Here is a 15260-nt window from a genome sequence, read left to right as displayed (position 1 = left end):
CCTGGGGCATTAATCCTTCGTCCTCGCCAGCCTGTGGAGAAGACTAATGAACGAATGTAGTCCTGCATGCAGGGTAGGTATCGCCATCGTGGAAGACGAAAAAGAGCTCGTCAAAGTATACGAAAAGGCATTTTCCCGGAAAGGGATTCAGATTTGCTTCATCGCTTACGATGGCATAGAAGCGGTAAAAAAATATATTGAGTGTACTCCCCGGCCACACGCGATCCTGATGGATTACCGCCTGCCGATCATGAACGGTATCGACGCCAGCAGAGAAATTCTGAAACTTGACCCTGAAGCCAGGATTATTTTTTTAAGTGCCGACGTAGCCGTGCGGGATGAAGCGATAAGCGCCGGAGCGTACGCTTTCCTGAAAAAGCCCGCCAGCCTGAAGGACATCGTTGACACGGTCAAAAAGGCTACTGGCGCTATTCCCGCCTGATCTGATCGCAGGAACCCTAAAATAAAACAATCTCCAGGGCGAGGACTGCGGCTGAGGCTAAGATGACCAAGGGTGTCACTGTCAGCCCTGTTTTAATAAACTCGATAATTCCGGTAGTCCATTTTTCGGCTCTGGCACACTCGATCCAGAGAATACCTGCCAGCGCTCCCGTAATAGTGATATTTGCCCCCAGGTTGCTGCCGATCACGAGGGAATAGGCCATGGCAAGGGCCATGTCAGGCGTGTGGGCAATGGCGAGGGATACCGGAACCATCATGGCAGTCATCGGGATGTTGTTTACCACGTTGCACAGGAACGCGGAGGCCAGCGACATGAAGAACGTCGCCACGATCGGGTTTTGCCCCACTATAGATAATATGGCACTGCCAGCCAGAGCGTTGACTCCGCTTACTTCGAGGCCCTTGACTACTATGAACAGCGAGATCACGAAGACGACCACCCGCCACGAAATTCTCTTAGTCCTGAGCATCGGCTTGCGCTCGGCCAGATATATAGCGATTATACCGATCGTCGTTATTACTGACAGCGGGATGGCTATGGCGCTGGCGAACCCGCATCCTATCAGGACGAAGACCAGCACTACAAGGCCCACGGTTACCATGGGCATACTTTTGATCAGCTCTTTCGAGTTCACGTGCTCAGGCGGCTGATAACTGGCTGTGATCGAGTTCCTGAACATGTACCGGAAGATCAGGTAGTTGACTACCAGGGCAGCCATTGTGGGCAGAAACATGTACGCTGCGAAATCCACGTATCCCAGGTGGAAGGCGTCGGCGATCATGATGTTCGTAAGGTTGCCGATAAGCAGGAACATGGACGCTATGTTAGCCGCGAAGAAGAACGAGTACATGAACGGCTTGGCATCGAGGTTGGCCCGGTGGCAGAACTTGAGGATGATCGGCGTCAGCGTGAGGATAGCGATATCATTAGAGGTAAACGCGGTGATCAGGCAGGTTACGGCATAGGTGTAGGTAAATAGCTTCCAGGCATTGCCCTTAGCCATCTGCATCGCCTTGACCGCGCACCACTCGAAAAACCCGTAGTCGTCCAGAAACGTGCTGATCACCATCAGCTCGATCAGGATGATGATCACGTTCCAGGTCGTGACCTGCGGAGTGGCAAACGGCGTTGCGAAGCCCAGCGCTTCCAGGATGTGGTGAGGCTGCAGAAAGACCAGCATCAGCAGCGCGCCCAGCAGAGCCCCGGTCGTCTCGTTGAACTTCCAGGGTCTGACCATGATCAGGAAATACGTCAGCAGAAAAATGAGGACGATGAGAATTTCACTGATCATACCTTGTCTGCTACAGGATACGATCCCAGTATTTTAAGCTTGCTGGTCCTGTCCTTAAGTGACCGCAGCGCATCACTCATATTTTTATCCTGGCAGTGGCCTTCTACGTCGATAAAGAACCAGTAGTCCCCGAGCGTCAGCTTGGACGGCCTCGACTCTATCCTCGTCATATTAATGCTTCTTGCCGCAAATTCCCCGAGGAACTCATACAAGGCCCCGGGCCTGTCACGATCGAGATAGACCGCCAGCGAAGTCTTATCATGCCCTGTAGGGGCCGGAGTTTTTTTGCCGATGACCAGAAACCGGGTATAGTTCGCCGTCCGGTCCTGGATGCCTTCCGCCAGGACTTTCAGGTGGTACTTCTCCGCAGAAGCAGAGCACCCAATCGCCGCCATCTCCGGGAACTCCTGGGCCAGCTTGGCCGCGTGAGCCGTACTGCCTGTCGAGCGGATCTCAGCATGCGGGTAATGTTCTCTGATGTAGCTCCTGCACTGCCCCAAGCCCTGGGGGTGAGACAGGATTACCTTGATCTCTGAAGCATCAGGCCTCGCCATCAGGCACTGCCTGATCGGGATGACGACCTCTCCGATGATCGGGGATTTGATGTCCAGCAGCCTGTCATGAATAACTCCCACAGGCCCTTCCACCGAGTTCTCGATCGCCACGATGCTCTCATCGACCCTGCCCTCGTCTACGGCCATCGCCGCCAGCTCCATGTCGTCGAAAAACACCAGCTCGGCATCCTTCCGCCACTTCTTCGCCGCTATCTCCGAGAACGTTCCCTCCGGGCCCAGCAATCCAAGTCTCATCAGGTGAAAATAAGGCCTGCCAGTATATAAGGCTATGCGCAAAATCGGCTTACGGTGACGGATAAGTACGAACAGTAGCGTACCTGAACTGCTATTCTGCGTACGCGAATACGCTTACCAGGTAAATCTCCAAAAAGGAAGCATCATTATCTATCCTGCCTGTAGATCAGCTTTTCTCATCCACAAGGGCGAAAAATCGCGTATTACCATCCTGTTTTATTTTTATTTACAATTTAATGGTGTAATAAGGAGTTCACATGGACCGCGAGCATCATAAAATGCCAGAACAGGAAGAGCCTGGCGGAGAAAAAGATGCCGGGCTGAAGCAGCACGACTTGAAAGACGCGGCCGAAGTTGAAACTCCCAAAGGCCACAAAATGCCCGCCCACGAGATGACGCCGGGGATGAAGCACGAAGGCCACGCCGATCATCACAAAATGATGCTCGAGGACTTCAAGAAGCGGTTCATCGTCTCGGCAATTCTGACTATTCCCATCGTTATCTTATCACCCACAATCCAGGGCATCCTGGGCTACAGCCTCGATTTTCCCGGTTCCATCTACCTCCAGTTTATCCTGTCGTCGATCGTGTACTTCTACGGCGGCTACCCGTTCCTCAAGGGCCTCTTCGAGGAACTCGGAAAACGCACGCCGGGCATGATGACGCTCATCGCTGTGGCGATCACTGTAGCTTACGTTTATAGCAGCGCCGTCGTGTTCGGGCTGTCTGGCATGACCTTCTTCTGGGAGCTGGCTACGCTGATCGACATCATGCTGCTGGGCCACTGGATCGAGATGAGGTCAGTAATGGGGGCGTCCCGGGCACTCGAGGAGCTGGTCAAGATCATGCCTTCGGAAGCCCACATGGTGATGGACGGTATGGTCCACGACGTCAGCGTGGAAGACCTGAAGGCAGGTGACCGGGTACTGGTCAAGCCCGGGGAAAAAATACCCGTGGACGGAGAAGTGATCGAAGGCGATACCAGCGTTAACGAAGCCATGCTTACCGGCGAGTCGAAGCCAGTGTCTAAAACAGTGGGCGATAAGGTCATCGGCGGCTCTGTCAATGGCGAAGGCTCCATCAAGGCAGAGGTAAAAAAGACCGGCAAGGATACCTATCTGAACCAGGTCGTCGAACTGGTTAAGCAGGCCCAGGAAAGCAAATCCCGGGCGCAAGACCTGGCGAACCGGGCCGCTTTTATACTGACGCTTATCGCTCTGAGCATCGGCACCCTGACGTTTGTCGCCTGGCTCTACTTCGGGCAGACCCTGAACTTTGCGGTAGAGCGGGCGGCTACTGTTATGGTGATCACCTGCCCCCACGCTCTGGGGCTGGCGGTTCCGCTGGTGATAGCGGTTTCGACCGCGCTGGCGGCAAAGTCCGGCCTGCTTATCCGGAACCGGATCGCCTTCGAGAAGGCCCGGGGCTTGCAGGCGATCATCTTCGACAAGACCGGTACGCTGACCCTGGGTACCTTCGGGGTAACGGAAGTCATACCGCTGGCAGACCACTACGGCGAGGACGAATTACTTAGTCGCACCGCCTCGCTGGAATCTCGCTCGGAGCATCCGATAGCGACTGGTATTACCGGAAGTGCCCGGGATAAAGGCCTCGACCTGAAAACCGTGACAGGTTTCAAATCCATCCCGGGCAAAGGTGTGGAAGGCCTCATCGACGGCATAATGAACAGGGTAGTCAGCCCGGGCTATCTCGAAGAAAAGGGACTTGCCATCGATAGCGATCGGGTGGAGAAAGTTAAGCAGCAGGGAAAAACTGTGGTCTTCCTGCTGGAAGAAGGCCAGCCGGTCGGAGCCATCGCCCTCGCCGACATCGTCCGCCCCGAGTCGAAAGAGGCCATCGCCAGGCTAAAAGATATGGGCATCAAGTGCCTGATGCTGACCGGCGATAACCGCTACGTGGCCCGGTGGGTGGCAGGAGATCTGGGTCTCGACGACTATTTCGCCGAGGTGCTGCCCGACCAGAAGGTAGAGAAAGTAAAGGAAGTCCAGCGTAAATACGTCACTGGCATGGTGGGCGACGGGGTAAACGACGCGCCTGCGCTGACCCAGGCAAATGTCGGCATCGCCATCGGGGCGGGGACCGACGTGGCTATCGAGAGCGCCGACGTCATCCTGGTGAAAAACGACCCGCGTGACGTGGTGAAAATCGTGAGCCTCTCGAAAAAGACTTACCGGAAGATGGTGGAGAACCTGCTCTGGGCCACCGGGTACAACGCTTTCGCCATCCCGCTCGCTGCAGGTATCCTGTTCGCCTACGGGATCTTTCTCTCTCCGGCAGCAGGCGCCATTCTCATGAGCCTGAGTACCGTGATCGTGGCGATCAACGCCCGGATGTTGAAAATGTGAAAAAGATAAGGTCGGACATATCGTCCCTCGTTACCTTCAGGCCGCCGCTACAATAGCTACTTATATCCCGATTTCATTCTATATGGCTGGCAATTTACCAGGCAGGCGGCAGGCATGGACAGTAAAATCAAGACCCGGCAGGTGATCGTGCTCGCGGTGGGCATGTTTATATTCACTCTTGGCTTCGGAGTCATCATCCCTGTCATGCCCTATTATGCAAACAATCTCGGGGCTACGGCACTGGACCTTGGCCTGCTGATGGCGACTTTCTCGGCTATGCAGTTCGTCTGTGCTCCGGTCTGGGGTGCTATTTCCGACAGGATAGGCCGGAAGCCGGTGATGATGATCGGGCTGACAGGTTTCGGGCTGGCATTCACGGTGACCGGTCTGTCATCAGAGCCTGCGGCGCTTGCTATCTCTGAAGTGATTGGCCACTGGACCGGTTTGTCGCCACATATCGGCGTCCTGTTCATCTCCGAGGTGATCGGGGGAACGCTGTCCTCGGGCATCTGGCCTGCTACTCTGGCATTCATCGCCGACATCACGAAGCCTGAAGAGAGAGGTCCCCTCATGGGCCAGATGGGCGCTGCTTCGGGGCTGGGTGTTATTGCAGGGCCTGCGATCTCGGGGTTCCTGACCACCTGGGGCCTGACCTTGCCGTTCTTCGCAGCGGCTGGTATCGGGTTCCTAATGGCAGTGCTTACGTACGTGGTCCTGCCCGAGTCCCGGGTACCAGGACAGGTGTCTGAAAAGACAAAGAAGACCTCGATGCTCGCTGCGATGAAGACCTCGCTGGGCTTCATATTTATGCTCACTATGCTGATCAGCTTCGCCGCCGCCATGATCGACGGCACCTTCGGCTATTTCCTGATGGGTAAGTTCGGCCTCTCCGACCAGCCTGCTCCAGTTCCAGTACTCTTCTGGACCATGCAGTTAACCGGCCCGGGCGTGATGGGCGTCGTCTTCACCTTCATGGGCATCACCGGCGTCGTCTGCCAGGGCCTGCTGGTAGGAAAAGCGATCAACACCCTTGGAGAACAGAAGACCATCATTGCCGGTCTAATCATCTACGGCGCAGGCATCATCGCCATCTACTTCTCGGCGGGCATCGCCACCCTCGCCCTCTTCACCTGCCTCATCGAAGTCGGGTTCGGCCTCGTCTTTCCCAGCCTCAACACGTTAGTATCAAAGCGCACGGACCCCGATCACCAGGGCGAAATGCTCGGCGTCATGGGATCCTTCAACAGTCTGGGCAGAGTTATTGGTCCGCCAGCAGGAGGGCTGATGTACGCAGTTCACATCGCATTGCCGTACTTCGTATCGGGCATCCTCGGGTTCATCGCCGCCGCCATCATGGCAGTATTGATGAGAGCCGAAAAACAGAAAGTAGAACCACTGGCGACCCCGGTAGTAAAGACATAAACCACGGTGGCACAGCTCTTTATCTTGACAACTGGAGAGCAGATGATCTAACCACGGCGGCACAGCGACACAGCGACAGTACGATCCACGACAAGCCGGATGGTTATTTGAACCACGGCGGCACAGCGACACAGCGACAGTGGTAAACCGGTAAAAAGTGAACTCTTATTCAGTACACGGCGACACGGAGACAGTGTATTAACCAAAAGCTGCTTACCAGGTAATCATTTCAGTTTGAGTATCTGATCACTAGTCTGAAAGCTCCTACGCTCCGTTGAATCCTATCAGGTTTAGCACAATGATACTGGATATAGTGGTTGGCTCTGTGCCCTCGGCCCTCCGTGTCGCCGTGGATCATAAAAAAGTGCCTGCCATTCGGCTGCGCTCTGTCTCCGTGTCGCTGTGCCGCCGTGGTTAGAATCTCCATCCAGTTGTACTGCTTCGCACTGTCTCCGTGCCGCAGTGTCGCTGTGGTTTTAGTATTTGATTTCCGGTTGCCAGGATAAGGAGCTGTGCCGCCGTAGTATAAAATGCCAGTATGGCAATCGAAAAAAGATAGGCCGGATCAGTAAGATCTGGCCATTGTTATAATGCGATCTGTGGCCTTGCCGCAGACGGGGCATTTGCCGGCGCCTTTGATGGTGTGGGCTTCGCCGAGCAATTTGCAGTTGACCACGTTCTCCATTTCGAGGCCGCAGGCTTTGTCGCCGCACCAGGGCATGGTGGCCCAGCCGTTTTCGATCTGCTGCTTTGCCTCGTCCAGAGTCTCGCAGGACTTGACCCGGGACATCATGCTGTCCCTGGCGACATTGAGAAGCTCGGTCTGGAAGTCCATCAGCTTGTTTCTGACGGTTTCGGGCAGGCCGTCCATGGAAATGGATTCCTTTTTGCCGTCTCTCCTGACCAGCATGACTGAGTTGTTCTTTAAGTCGCGGGGGCCGATCTCTATGCGGAAGGGCGTGCCTTTCATTTCCCACTTGTAGTACTTGGCACCGGGGCGCTCGTCTGCATCATCGATGACTGCTATTATGTCGTTAGCCCGCAGGAGTTCCTTGACCTTCTGGCAGGCATCCTTGACTCCGCCTTCGTCCTTCTTGAAGACGATGGGGATGATGACGATCTGAGTCTGGGATGCGTTGGGCGGCAGCACAAGTCCCTTGTTGTCGCCGTGGATGCCGATGACTGCGGCGATACACCGCTCGGAGATACCATAGCAGGTCTGGTTGACGTACTGCCTTTCGCCCTTGTCGTCCTCGTACGTGATGTCGTAGGTCTTCGCGAACTTGGTGCCGAGGTGGTGGACAGTACCGATCTGCAGCGATTTGCCGTCTGGCATCATCGCGTCGAAGGCCATCGTATAGTCTGCGCCAGGGAACTTGTCCCACTCGGGCCTCCTGTGGACGATGAAGGGCACCGCGAGCTTAGTGAAGAACTCGCTGTACAGGTCCATCGCTTCGTGTACCTGCTTCTCGGCGTCGTCCCAGGTCTCATGGGCGGTGTGGGCTTCCTTGAAGGAGGTGATCTCCCTTAACCTGATTAAAGGCCTGGTGTGCTTGGTCTCGTACCTGAACGTGTTGACGATCTGGTACAGCTTCAGCGGCAGGTCCGCATGAGACCTGATCCAGAGCTTGTACATCGGGTAAATGGCAGTCTCACTGGTAGGCCTCAGCGCCAGGGGCACCTCTAATTCTGATAAGCCGCCGTGGGTAACCCAGTAGACTTCGTCTTCGAAGCCCTTGATGTGCTCCGATTCTTTCAGGAGTTCGGGCTTCGGGATGAGCATCGGGAAGTAAGTCTCCTGGTGGTCTACGTCCAGGAGGTTGCGCAGCATGTTGTAGACCTTCTTCCGTATGGAGAACCCGAACGGGTACCACACGTAGACGCCCTTGATCGGGTAGCGCACGTCCATGATCTGCGCTGTCATCAGCAATTCGTTGTACCATTCGCTAAAATTATCTTTGGATGGTAGAGACTTAGACTCTTCTTCCATGCATTCATCCTCGCACTATCAGCCATAATAGGCTTTCTAATATTATAGTTTACCGTGAACAAACTTCCCTGCTGCTAATGCTGGCGGGAGATAGCAAGACGAACGCTGCGCTGTGCCAGAAACACAGATTGCGACAGATGCCACAGATTACACAGAGTACGATTGAGATCAAAATGCGAGGATGACTATCAATTGCTGATCAAGTCGTATCTGTGTAATCTGTGCCATCTGTCGAAATCAGTGATCTGGCACAGCGCAGCGTTTGTGTACGTTCACGGGCTCCTGAGCAGCATTTTTAAGCCCCATTCCTTACTTCTTAAAGCCACCGAAAAGCACAATAGATGGTAATTACATAATTGATATGGTTAATTTGTATGATCATGGTCAGGATGCCACACGAGATTTACCAGGCGAGGGGTCAGATCGAGAACGGTACTTTTACCGGCAAATGGCACTTTACCTTCGGGAGCTACAAGGATCCGAAGCACATGGGTTTCGGGCCTCTGCGGGTGTTTAACGACGATACGCTGTCGCCGGGCGCCGTGTGGCCGCTTCACCCCCACAAAGAGATCGAGGTAGTGACCTATTGTGTCGATGGTATCTTCCGGCACGCCGATCAGCGGGGCGAAGGCGGCCTCCTGCGGGCAGGCGGGGTCCAGCACACGACTGTCGGGACGGGTATGGTACACTCGGAGATCAACGCGAGCTGGGATAAGCCCATGCGGTTCATCCAGATGTGGTTCAAGCCCGATGAGCCGATGCTGCAACCGTCTGTGGAGCAGAAGAGCGCGGGTAAGGCCGATCGTACCGATCGCCTGTTTCCGTTAGTCTCCAACCGTCGGCCAGGGGCGCTCCGGATTCACCAGGATGCCGAAATCTTCTCTTCTTTCCTGCAGGCAGGTAAAAGCCTTCCCTACGACCTGAATGAGGGTCGGGGCGCTTATCTCTACGTCCTGAGCGGGGGGCCTGTGACTATAGCCGGGCATGTATTGCCAGCCGGTTCGTCGGCAGAGATCGTCGGGCCGGAGGCAGTTGTAGTTACGGCTGAGAAAGATTCTGAGTTACTGCTCGTCGATGTTCCCGTGGCCGTCAGGCCACTAGCTTAACCGTACCTGATTACTTGCCCGGCAAAGCCGGGCACAGGGAATAAATTATATGTAAGCAGGCGTGTTATTACCTTAGGTTGTTGTCGTGGCGATTAATGTCAGGCTGGCGAAGGACGTCTACCAGGTCAGTGCCCATGTGGACGACGGGTCTTTCAACGGTAAATGGCACTATTCCTTTGACAACTACTACGACCCGAACCGGATGGGCTTCGGCCCGCTGAAAGCTTTTAACGATAATTTCCTGTCGCCCGGCGCAGCCTATACCGGCCAGTTCCGCCGGGACTTCGAGATGGTCTCCTACTGCGCTACCGGAGAATACCAGTTTGTCGACGATGACGACGGCAACTACAATACGCTAAAAAAAGGCCACGCGCAGGTCGTGACCATGGGTAAAGGGCTGCACTACCGGGAGATCAACGTGCGGAAGGACATGCCTGCCCGGGTCATCCAGATGTGGTTTCCCCCCTCCTCTATGGGTTTAACCCCTGGTATGGCGATGAAGGAAGTAGGGCGGGAAGCCCGCACCAACCGGTTTTATCCGATCGTATCTAACCACCATCCGGGCTCGCTCAAGATACACCAGGACGTATCCGTTTTTGCAGCTTACCTGAAAAAGGAAACCCCGCTGCTCTACCAGTTCAAAGCCCGCAACGCTTACTTCTACATGATCGAAGGCGGGCCGGTCCTCCTCAACGGCCGGGAGATACCACCCTTCGCCGCAGCCAGGATCGAGGGGGAGCCGCTAATACGCCTGGAAGCCATGGCCGACGCTGAAATCCTGATGGTCGACATGCCCGGCAAAGCCGTCCGGCGGGAAGAGCGGCGCTAATTTTTTCCTGCGTAGTAAACTACGGCGACACTGCTCCTTATCCTGACAACGAGGAATCAGGTGTTTGAACTACGGCGGCACGGCTCTTTATCCTGGCAACTGTAGATCAAATATTTGAACCACGGCGGCACGGCTCTTTATCCTGGCAACTGTAGATCAAATATTTGAACCACGGCGGCACGGCGACACAAAGACAAGGCGATCCACGACGAGCCAGTGGTAAATAAAACCACGGCGGCACGGCGACACCAAGACAGTGGTGAACCGGTATAAGTAAACTCCTTTTTTAGTCCACGGCGACACCAAGACAGAGCATTAACCATATGCTTACTATCCAATCGTTTCAGCCTGACTTTCGATCTATAACATGAAGGAAGGAAAACATATTTGTCCCCGTGCCGTCAGTCCGCCGTGCCGCCGTGGATCAATAAAAAAGAGGGCCTTGCTATTCGGGTACGAGTTGTCTCCGTGCCGCCGTGCCGCCGTGGTTCAAATAACCATCCTGCCATCGTTTCCCGCGTTGTCTCCGTGTCTCCGGGTCGCCGTGGTTAGAACATCTGCTTTCCAGTTGTCGGGATAAGGGGCTATGCCGGCGTGGTTATTGTTAGTTTTGGGTGGGCTTGCTGTCGATAATGCTTATATAATGTGGTGCCCATTATTCTTCGGTGTAAGTTACAATGGTAATAGGCGTGACCATGATCAACGTGGTGCCGGGCGAGGAGCGCTCTGTCTACAACGATTTGACTAAAATCGACGGCGTCCGGGAAGTCTTCCACGTGTTCGGCGAGTACGATTTCATCGCGATCATCGATGTAAACGGCCTCACTGACATCAACAAGGCGGTCGATACGGTCAGGGAGATCGAAGGGGTCACCTCCACTAAGACCATCATTGGCGCTGAGCTTTAGTATTATTTAAGCTTCATGCTGCAGGGAAAGCCGGCGAATGCCAGTTTTTCTTTCTCTGTCAATAGTCAGGCCGGAAGGATTTATGGCAGGATTTGACATCGACCAGTTTCACTACAAAGGGATTATTGGCATACTTATTTGTCTTGCTCTGTTTGTGGCCAGCGAGTACCTGTCTAAAGTGCAGGGGCTGGGTTTTGTCAGCGTGTTCAAATGGTTCTTCCTGGCTCTGGCAGGCGTAATTTTTCTTTTGATTGTCATGGCTACGATTTCTCACAAATAGGGCAGAAATCAGCTGGCAGGATAAAAACGATACCGTTTTATATGATCACACGGTGTTGTATTTAGCTTAATCAGGGAGTAGCAGGGGTATACAGATGGATTTTTCATTCCTGGGCAGCATCAGCATTTTACTTGCCTTCTCGATCTTAGTGCTCTTGATCTGCTACCGGTTTAAAATCCCTGAGATCATCGGCTTTCTGGTGACGGGCGTCCTGGCCGGGCCCCACGTGTTCGGCATCATCAGCAATACCCACGACATCGATTACTTCGCAGAGATCGGTGTAGTCCTGCTGTTGTTCACTATCGGCATGGAGTTCTCCTTCAAGAAGCTGATCGAGCTTAAAAAGGAGCTGCTCATCGGCGGAGTGGCGCAGGTGCTCTTCACGTTTCTGGTGTCGTTTGTCGTCGCCAGTATGCTTGGCCTCTCTTTCAATACGTCCGTCCTGATAGGTTTCCTCATCTCGCTCAGCAGCACCGCTATCGTGCTCAGGCTACTGCAGGACCGGGATGAGCTCGAGACTCCGCACGGCCGGATCATTCTCGGTATCCTGATCTTCCAGGACATAGTCGCTGTGCCCATGATGCTGCTAATCCCATTGCTGACTGGAAAGTCGGGGGATATTCTGAGTACGATACCCTTGATGATGATCGAAGTGGTCGCCGTCATCTTCCTGGTCATCGTATGTACCGTGTGGATCGTGCCTAAAGTCCTCCAGAGAGTGGCGCAGACGAGGAGCCAGGAACTTTTCCTGCTCAGCGTCGTCGTGCTTTGTCTCGCCATGGCGTGGCTGACCCAGAGCATCGGCCTGTCGCTGGCGCTGGGCGCTTTCCTGGCGGGGCTGATCATTTCCGAATCTCAGTTCAGCCACCAGGCGCTCGGAGGTATACTCCCCTTCAGGTACGTGTTTACCAGCATCTTTTTCGTATCTATCGGCATGATGCTGGACATCAGCTTCTTCCTCAGCCATCCTGCCATTATCGTCGCCGCTGTCATCGGTATTATCCTGATCAAAGCACTGATGGGGGGCGCGGCTACACTGGCCCTGGGATACCCGATGCGGACTATCGTCATCGTAGGACTGGCGCTGTCGCAGGTGGGTGAATTTTCGTTCATCCTGTCCAAGATCGGCGCCGACAGCGGCTTGCTTACCGCAGACCAGTATCAGTTCTTCCTGGCTGCATCGATCCTGACGATGGGTGCCACGCCATTCATTTTGAACCTCTCCCCGAAGACTTCGGACTTTATCTGCAGCTTGCCTTTGCCTACCCGGCTAAAGGCGAACAACTGCCCGGTTAAGGAAGAAGCGTTCACCATGAAGGACCACCTGGTCATCATAGGTTACGGCCTTAACGGCAGAAACCTGTCCCGGGCGGCCAGGGCATCCCGGATACCTTATGTCATCATCGAAATGAACCCCGATACCGTGGTCGTGGAAAAAGCCAAGGGCGAGCTGATCTTCTATGGTGACGCAACCAACGATATGGTCCTCGAACACGCCCGGGTGGCCGAAGCCAGAACCGCAGTTATCGCTATATCCGATTCCATTGCCACCCGGAGGATTGTCCACGTCCTGCGGAGTAAGAACCCGAGACTTCACATCATCGTCCGGACCAGGTACCTTAAAGAGATGAAGTCTCTCTACGAGCTTGGGGCGAACGAAGTCATACCCGAAGAATTCGAGACTTCGGTCGAGATCTTCGCCCGGGTCCTGAAGAAGTACCTCGTGCCGAAGTCGGACATCGACCGGCTGACCACCGATGTCAGATCCGAGAACTACGAGATGTTCAGGAACAAGTCTAAGACTTATACGCTGGAAGATCTTGGCACGAACGTGCCTGAGGTTGAGATTTCCACCATAGTGATCAAAGCGGACACACCCGTCTGCAATCAGAGCATCAAGGATATCGAACTCAGGAAAAAATACGGTGTAACGATAGTATTGATCCAGAGGGGCCTGGAAACAATTTACAATCCGGGCGCTGATACAACTCTGCTCGACGGCGACACAGTATTCCTGTTCGGCAGCCATGACCGGCTGGCAGGAGCGACCGGCTTATTCAGCGAACAAAGCTCCGAAAGTGCCAGGGTTAGTAGCGAGCTGCAGGTACCGCCAAAACAGTAGTTTATTTTCTTGTCCTGCCTGCCGAATTTTGGCTATCTGCACTGAGGTACTCTGGTAATTTGCATCCCGGTAGTCATCTTTTGTCCGTGCTCTCCGTCTAAAACGCAAATATATCGCCAGACCTATCTTACTAATGATTGGGGCTACTCTGATGCTGGCGATTGAAACTATCCTGTTCGGCGCTGCAATTCTCCTGCTCCTGGGTATCCTGGCGAGCAAGACCTCGGAGAAGCTCGGGGTACCTGTGCTATTGCTTTTCCTGCTGATTGGCATAGTTGCAGGCTCGGACGGGCTGAACCTCATCTATTTCGATGATGCGTGGCTGGCCCAGTCTATCGGCATCGTGGCGCTGGCATTTATCCTTTTCGACGGCGGGATAAGCACTAAATGGAAGAACGTGCGGTCTGTCATCGAAGACGGGGCCCTGCTAGCTACTCTGGGAGTACTCCTGACCGCCATAATCCTGGGCATCTTTGCAGCATACGTGCTGAAGCTGCCACTACTATACGGACTCCTCCTGGGCGCCATCGTATCTTCGACAGATGCGGCGGCTGTGTTCGCCGTTCTCAGGTCTAAGAAAGTTTCGCTGAAGGGCCGGCTGAAGCCTTTGCTCGAGCTCGAGTCGGGCAGCAACGACCCTATGGCTGTTTTCTTGACCATCAGCATCATCTACCTCATCGCAACCCCACAGTCTTCGCTAATCAACGTGATCCCGATCTTTTTCAGCCAGCTGATCATCGGCGCTTTTGTTGGATACGGAATGGCCAGGGTCAGCCTTGGGCTGATCAACCGGCTGAGGCTGGAGTACGAAGGCCTCTACCCGGCCTTCACCGTCTCCACTGTCCTGCTCACCTACGGATTAACAGCGCTGCTCGGCGGAAGCGGTATCCTGGCGGTATACCTTCTCGGGCTGATCTACGGTAACAGCAAGTTCATCCACAAGACCAGCCTCAGGTATTTCCACGACGGCCTGGCCTGGATCATGCAGATCGTCATGTTCCTCACTATGGGTTTGTTAGTTTTCCCGGCACAGCTGATCCCAATCCTGCCGGCGGGTATCATCATCTCGCTGTTCCTGATGCTCATAGCCCGGCCTGTCAGTGTCTTCCTGACCATGATCCTGTCGAAGTTCGGCTTCAAAGAGAAGCTGTTAATATCCTGGGTAGGGCTGCGGGGCTCCGTGCCAATTATCCTTGCCACGTTCCCCCTGATCGCCGGAATCGATAATGGCCACACCATTTTCAACCTGGTGTTCTTCATCGTAGTCGTATCCGTGCTCCTGCAAGGTGCGAGCATACCGTACATAGCGAGGCTGCTTAAACTCGAAGAGCCTGACGTAGCTGTCCTCGCCTGCGCCCGGGAGCAGGTTCACGTCGGAGACATGAACAGCGAATTTCTCGAGATCGATATCCTCGAAGACTCTGCGGCTGCAGGCAAAGCTGTCATGGACCTCGACCTGCCTGATGGCGTCCTTATCACTACTGTGAAAAGGGGCAATGAAGTCATCATACCCCGCGGAAACACGGTTCTGGAGGTCAACGATGTCATCACCGTGCTGGCTAATAAGCGGCAGCGGGATCAGATATGCCCAATATTCGGCCTGACCCGGCAATAGCCAGAATCTCGGACGGAACCGGTCTATTATTGATCTGTAGGAGTATTCTAGACCTGGCG

Annotated in this window: 12 protein-coding genes; 9 read left to right on the top strand and 3 right to left on the bottom strand. The window is 54.4% G+C overall.

Features of this window, described 5'->3' with window-relative positions:
• Nucleotides 1–46 precede the first annotated feature (46 nt).
• Complete coding sequence (locus ACPLPM_RS11795; RefSeq protein ID WP_424356970.1) at nucleotides 47–442, top strand: response regulator; 396 nt, start codon at nucleotides 47–49, stop codon at nucleotides 440–442.
• A gap of 16 nt (nucleotides 443–458) precedes the next feature.
• Here ACPLPM_RS11795 and ACPLPM_RS11790 read toward each other — a convergent pair whose 3' ends face one another.
• Together ACPLPM_RS11790 and pheA are read right to left on the bottom strand one after the other, a co-directional pair.
• Nucleotides 459–1754: an SLC13 family permease gene (locus tag ACPLPM_RS11790; protein WP_424356969.1), complete on the bottom strand. Its 1296-nt coding sequence runs from the start codon at nucleotides 1752–1754 to the stop codon at nucleotides 459–461.
• Nucleotides 1751–2563, bottom strand: coding sequence for a prephenate dehydratase (gene pheA, locus ACPLPM_RS11785; protein WP_424356968.1), 813 nt, complete (start codon nucleotides 2561–2563; stop codon nucleotides 1751–1753). The genes ACPLPM_RS11790 and pheA overlap by 4 nt, the downstream gene beginning before the upstream one ends.
• A 257-nt stretch (nucleotides 2564–2820) precedes the next feature.
• Here pheA and ACPLPM_RS11780 point away from each other — a divergent pair, with 257 nt between their 5' ends.
• Together ACPLPM_RS11780 and ACPLPM_RS11775 are read left to right on the top strand one after the other, a co-directional pair.
• Entirely contained in the window at nucleotides 2821–4929 is a 2109-nt protein-coding gene (locus tag ACPLPM_RS11780; RefSeq protein ID WP_424356967.1) for a heavy metal translocating P-type ATPase, read from the top strand.
• Between the two features lie 114 nt (nucleotides 4930–5043).
• Nucleotides 5044–6351, top strand: a complete 1308-nt coding sequence (locus ACPLPM_RS11775) for an MFS transporter (protein WP_424356966.1) — start codon at nucleotides 5044–5046, stop codon at nucleotides 6349–6351.
• Nucleotides 6352–6916: 565 nt separating this feature from the next.
• Here the strand turns inward: ACPLPM_RS11775 and proS are convergent.
• Nucleotides 6917–8341, bottom strand: coding sequence for a proline--tRNA ligase (proS, locus tag ACPLPM_RS11770; protein ID WP_424356965.1), 1425 nt, complete (start codon nucleotides 8339–8341; stop codon nucleotides 6917–6919).
• Between the two features lie 380 nt (nucleotides 8342–8721).
• On the opposite strand from proS, the gene ACPLPM_RS11765 reads away from it, so the two are divergent.
• From ACPLPM_RS11765 to ACPLPM_RS11740, 6 genes are all read left to right on the top strand, one after another.
• Nucleotides 8722–9447 (top strand): pirin family protein, encoded by a 726-nt coding sequence (locus ACPLPM_RS11765; protein WP_424356964.1) that lies wholly within the window; start codon nucleotides 8722–8724, stop codon nucleotides 9445–9447.
• An 85-nt stretch (nucleotides 9448–9532) separates the two neighbouring features.
• Nucleotides 9533–10276: a pirin family protein gene (locus ACPLPM_RS11760; protein WP_424356963.1), complete on the top strand. Its 744-nt coding sequence runs from the start codon at nucleotides 9533–9535 to the stop codon at nucleotides 10274–10276.
• Nucleotides 10277–10953: 677 nt separating this feature from the next.
• The gene (locus tag ACPLPM_RS11755; protein WP_424356962.1) at nucleotides 10954–11184 is read left to right on the top strand and encodes an Lrp/AsnC ligand binding domain-containing protein; all 231 of its coding nucleotides are present in this window, start codon (nucleotides 10954–10956) and stop codon (nucleotides 11182–11184) included.
• A gap of 82 nt (nucleotides 11185–11266) precedes the next feature.
• Nucleotides 11267–11464, top strand: coding sequence for a hypothetical protein (locus ACPLPM_RS11750; protein WP_424356961.1), 198 nt, complete (start codon nucleotides 11267–11269; stop codon nucleotides 11462–11464).
• Between the two features lie 94 nt (nucleotides 11465–11558).
• Entirely contained in the window at nucleotides 11559–13586 is a 2028-nt protein-coding gene (locus tag ACPLPM_RS11745) for a monovalent cation:proton antiporter-2 (CPA2) family protein (RefSeq protein WP_424356960.1), read from the top strand.
• A gap of 133 nt (nucleotides 13587–13719) precedes the next feature.
• Nucleotides 13720–15201 (top strand): potassium/proton antiporter, encoded by a 1482-nt coding sequence (locus ACPLPM_RS11740; RefSeq protein ID WP_424356959.1) that lies wholly within the window; start codon nucleotides 13720–13722, stop codon nucleotides 15199–15201.
• Nucleotides 15202–15260: the final 59 nt, after the last annotated feature.

This window comes from Methanocella sp. MCL-LM, from assembly GCF_049676595.1.
Lineage (GTDB): Archaea > Halobacteriota > Methanocellia > Methanocellales > Methanocellaceae > Methanocella_A.
The sequence above is the reverse complement of the archived record's forward strand: the minus strand, read 5'-3'. Positions and strand labels throughout refer to the sequence as shown.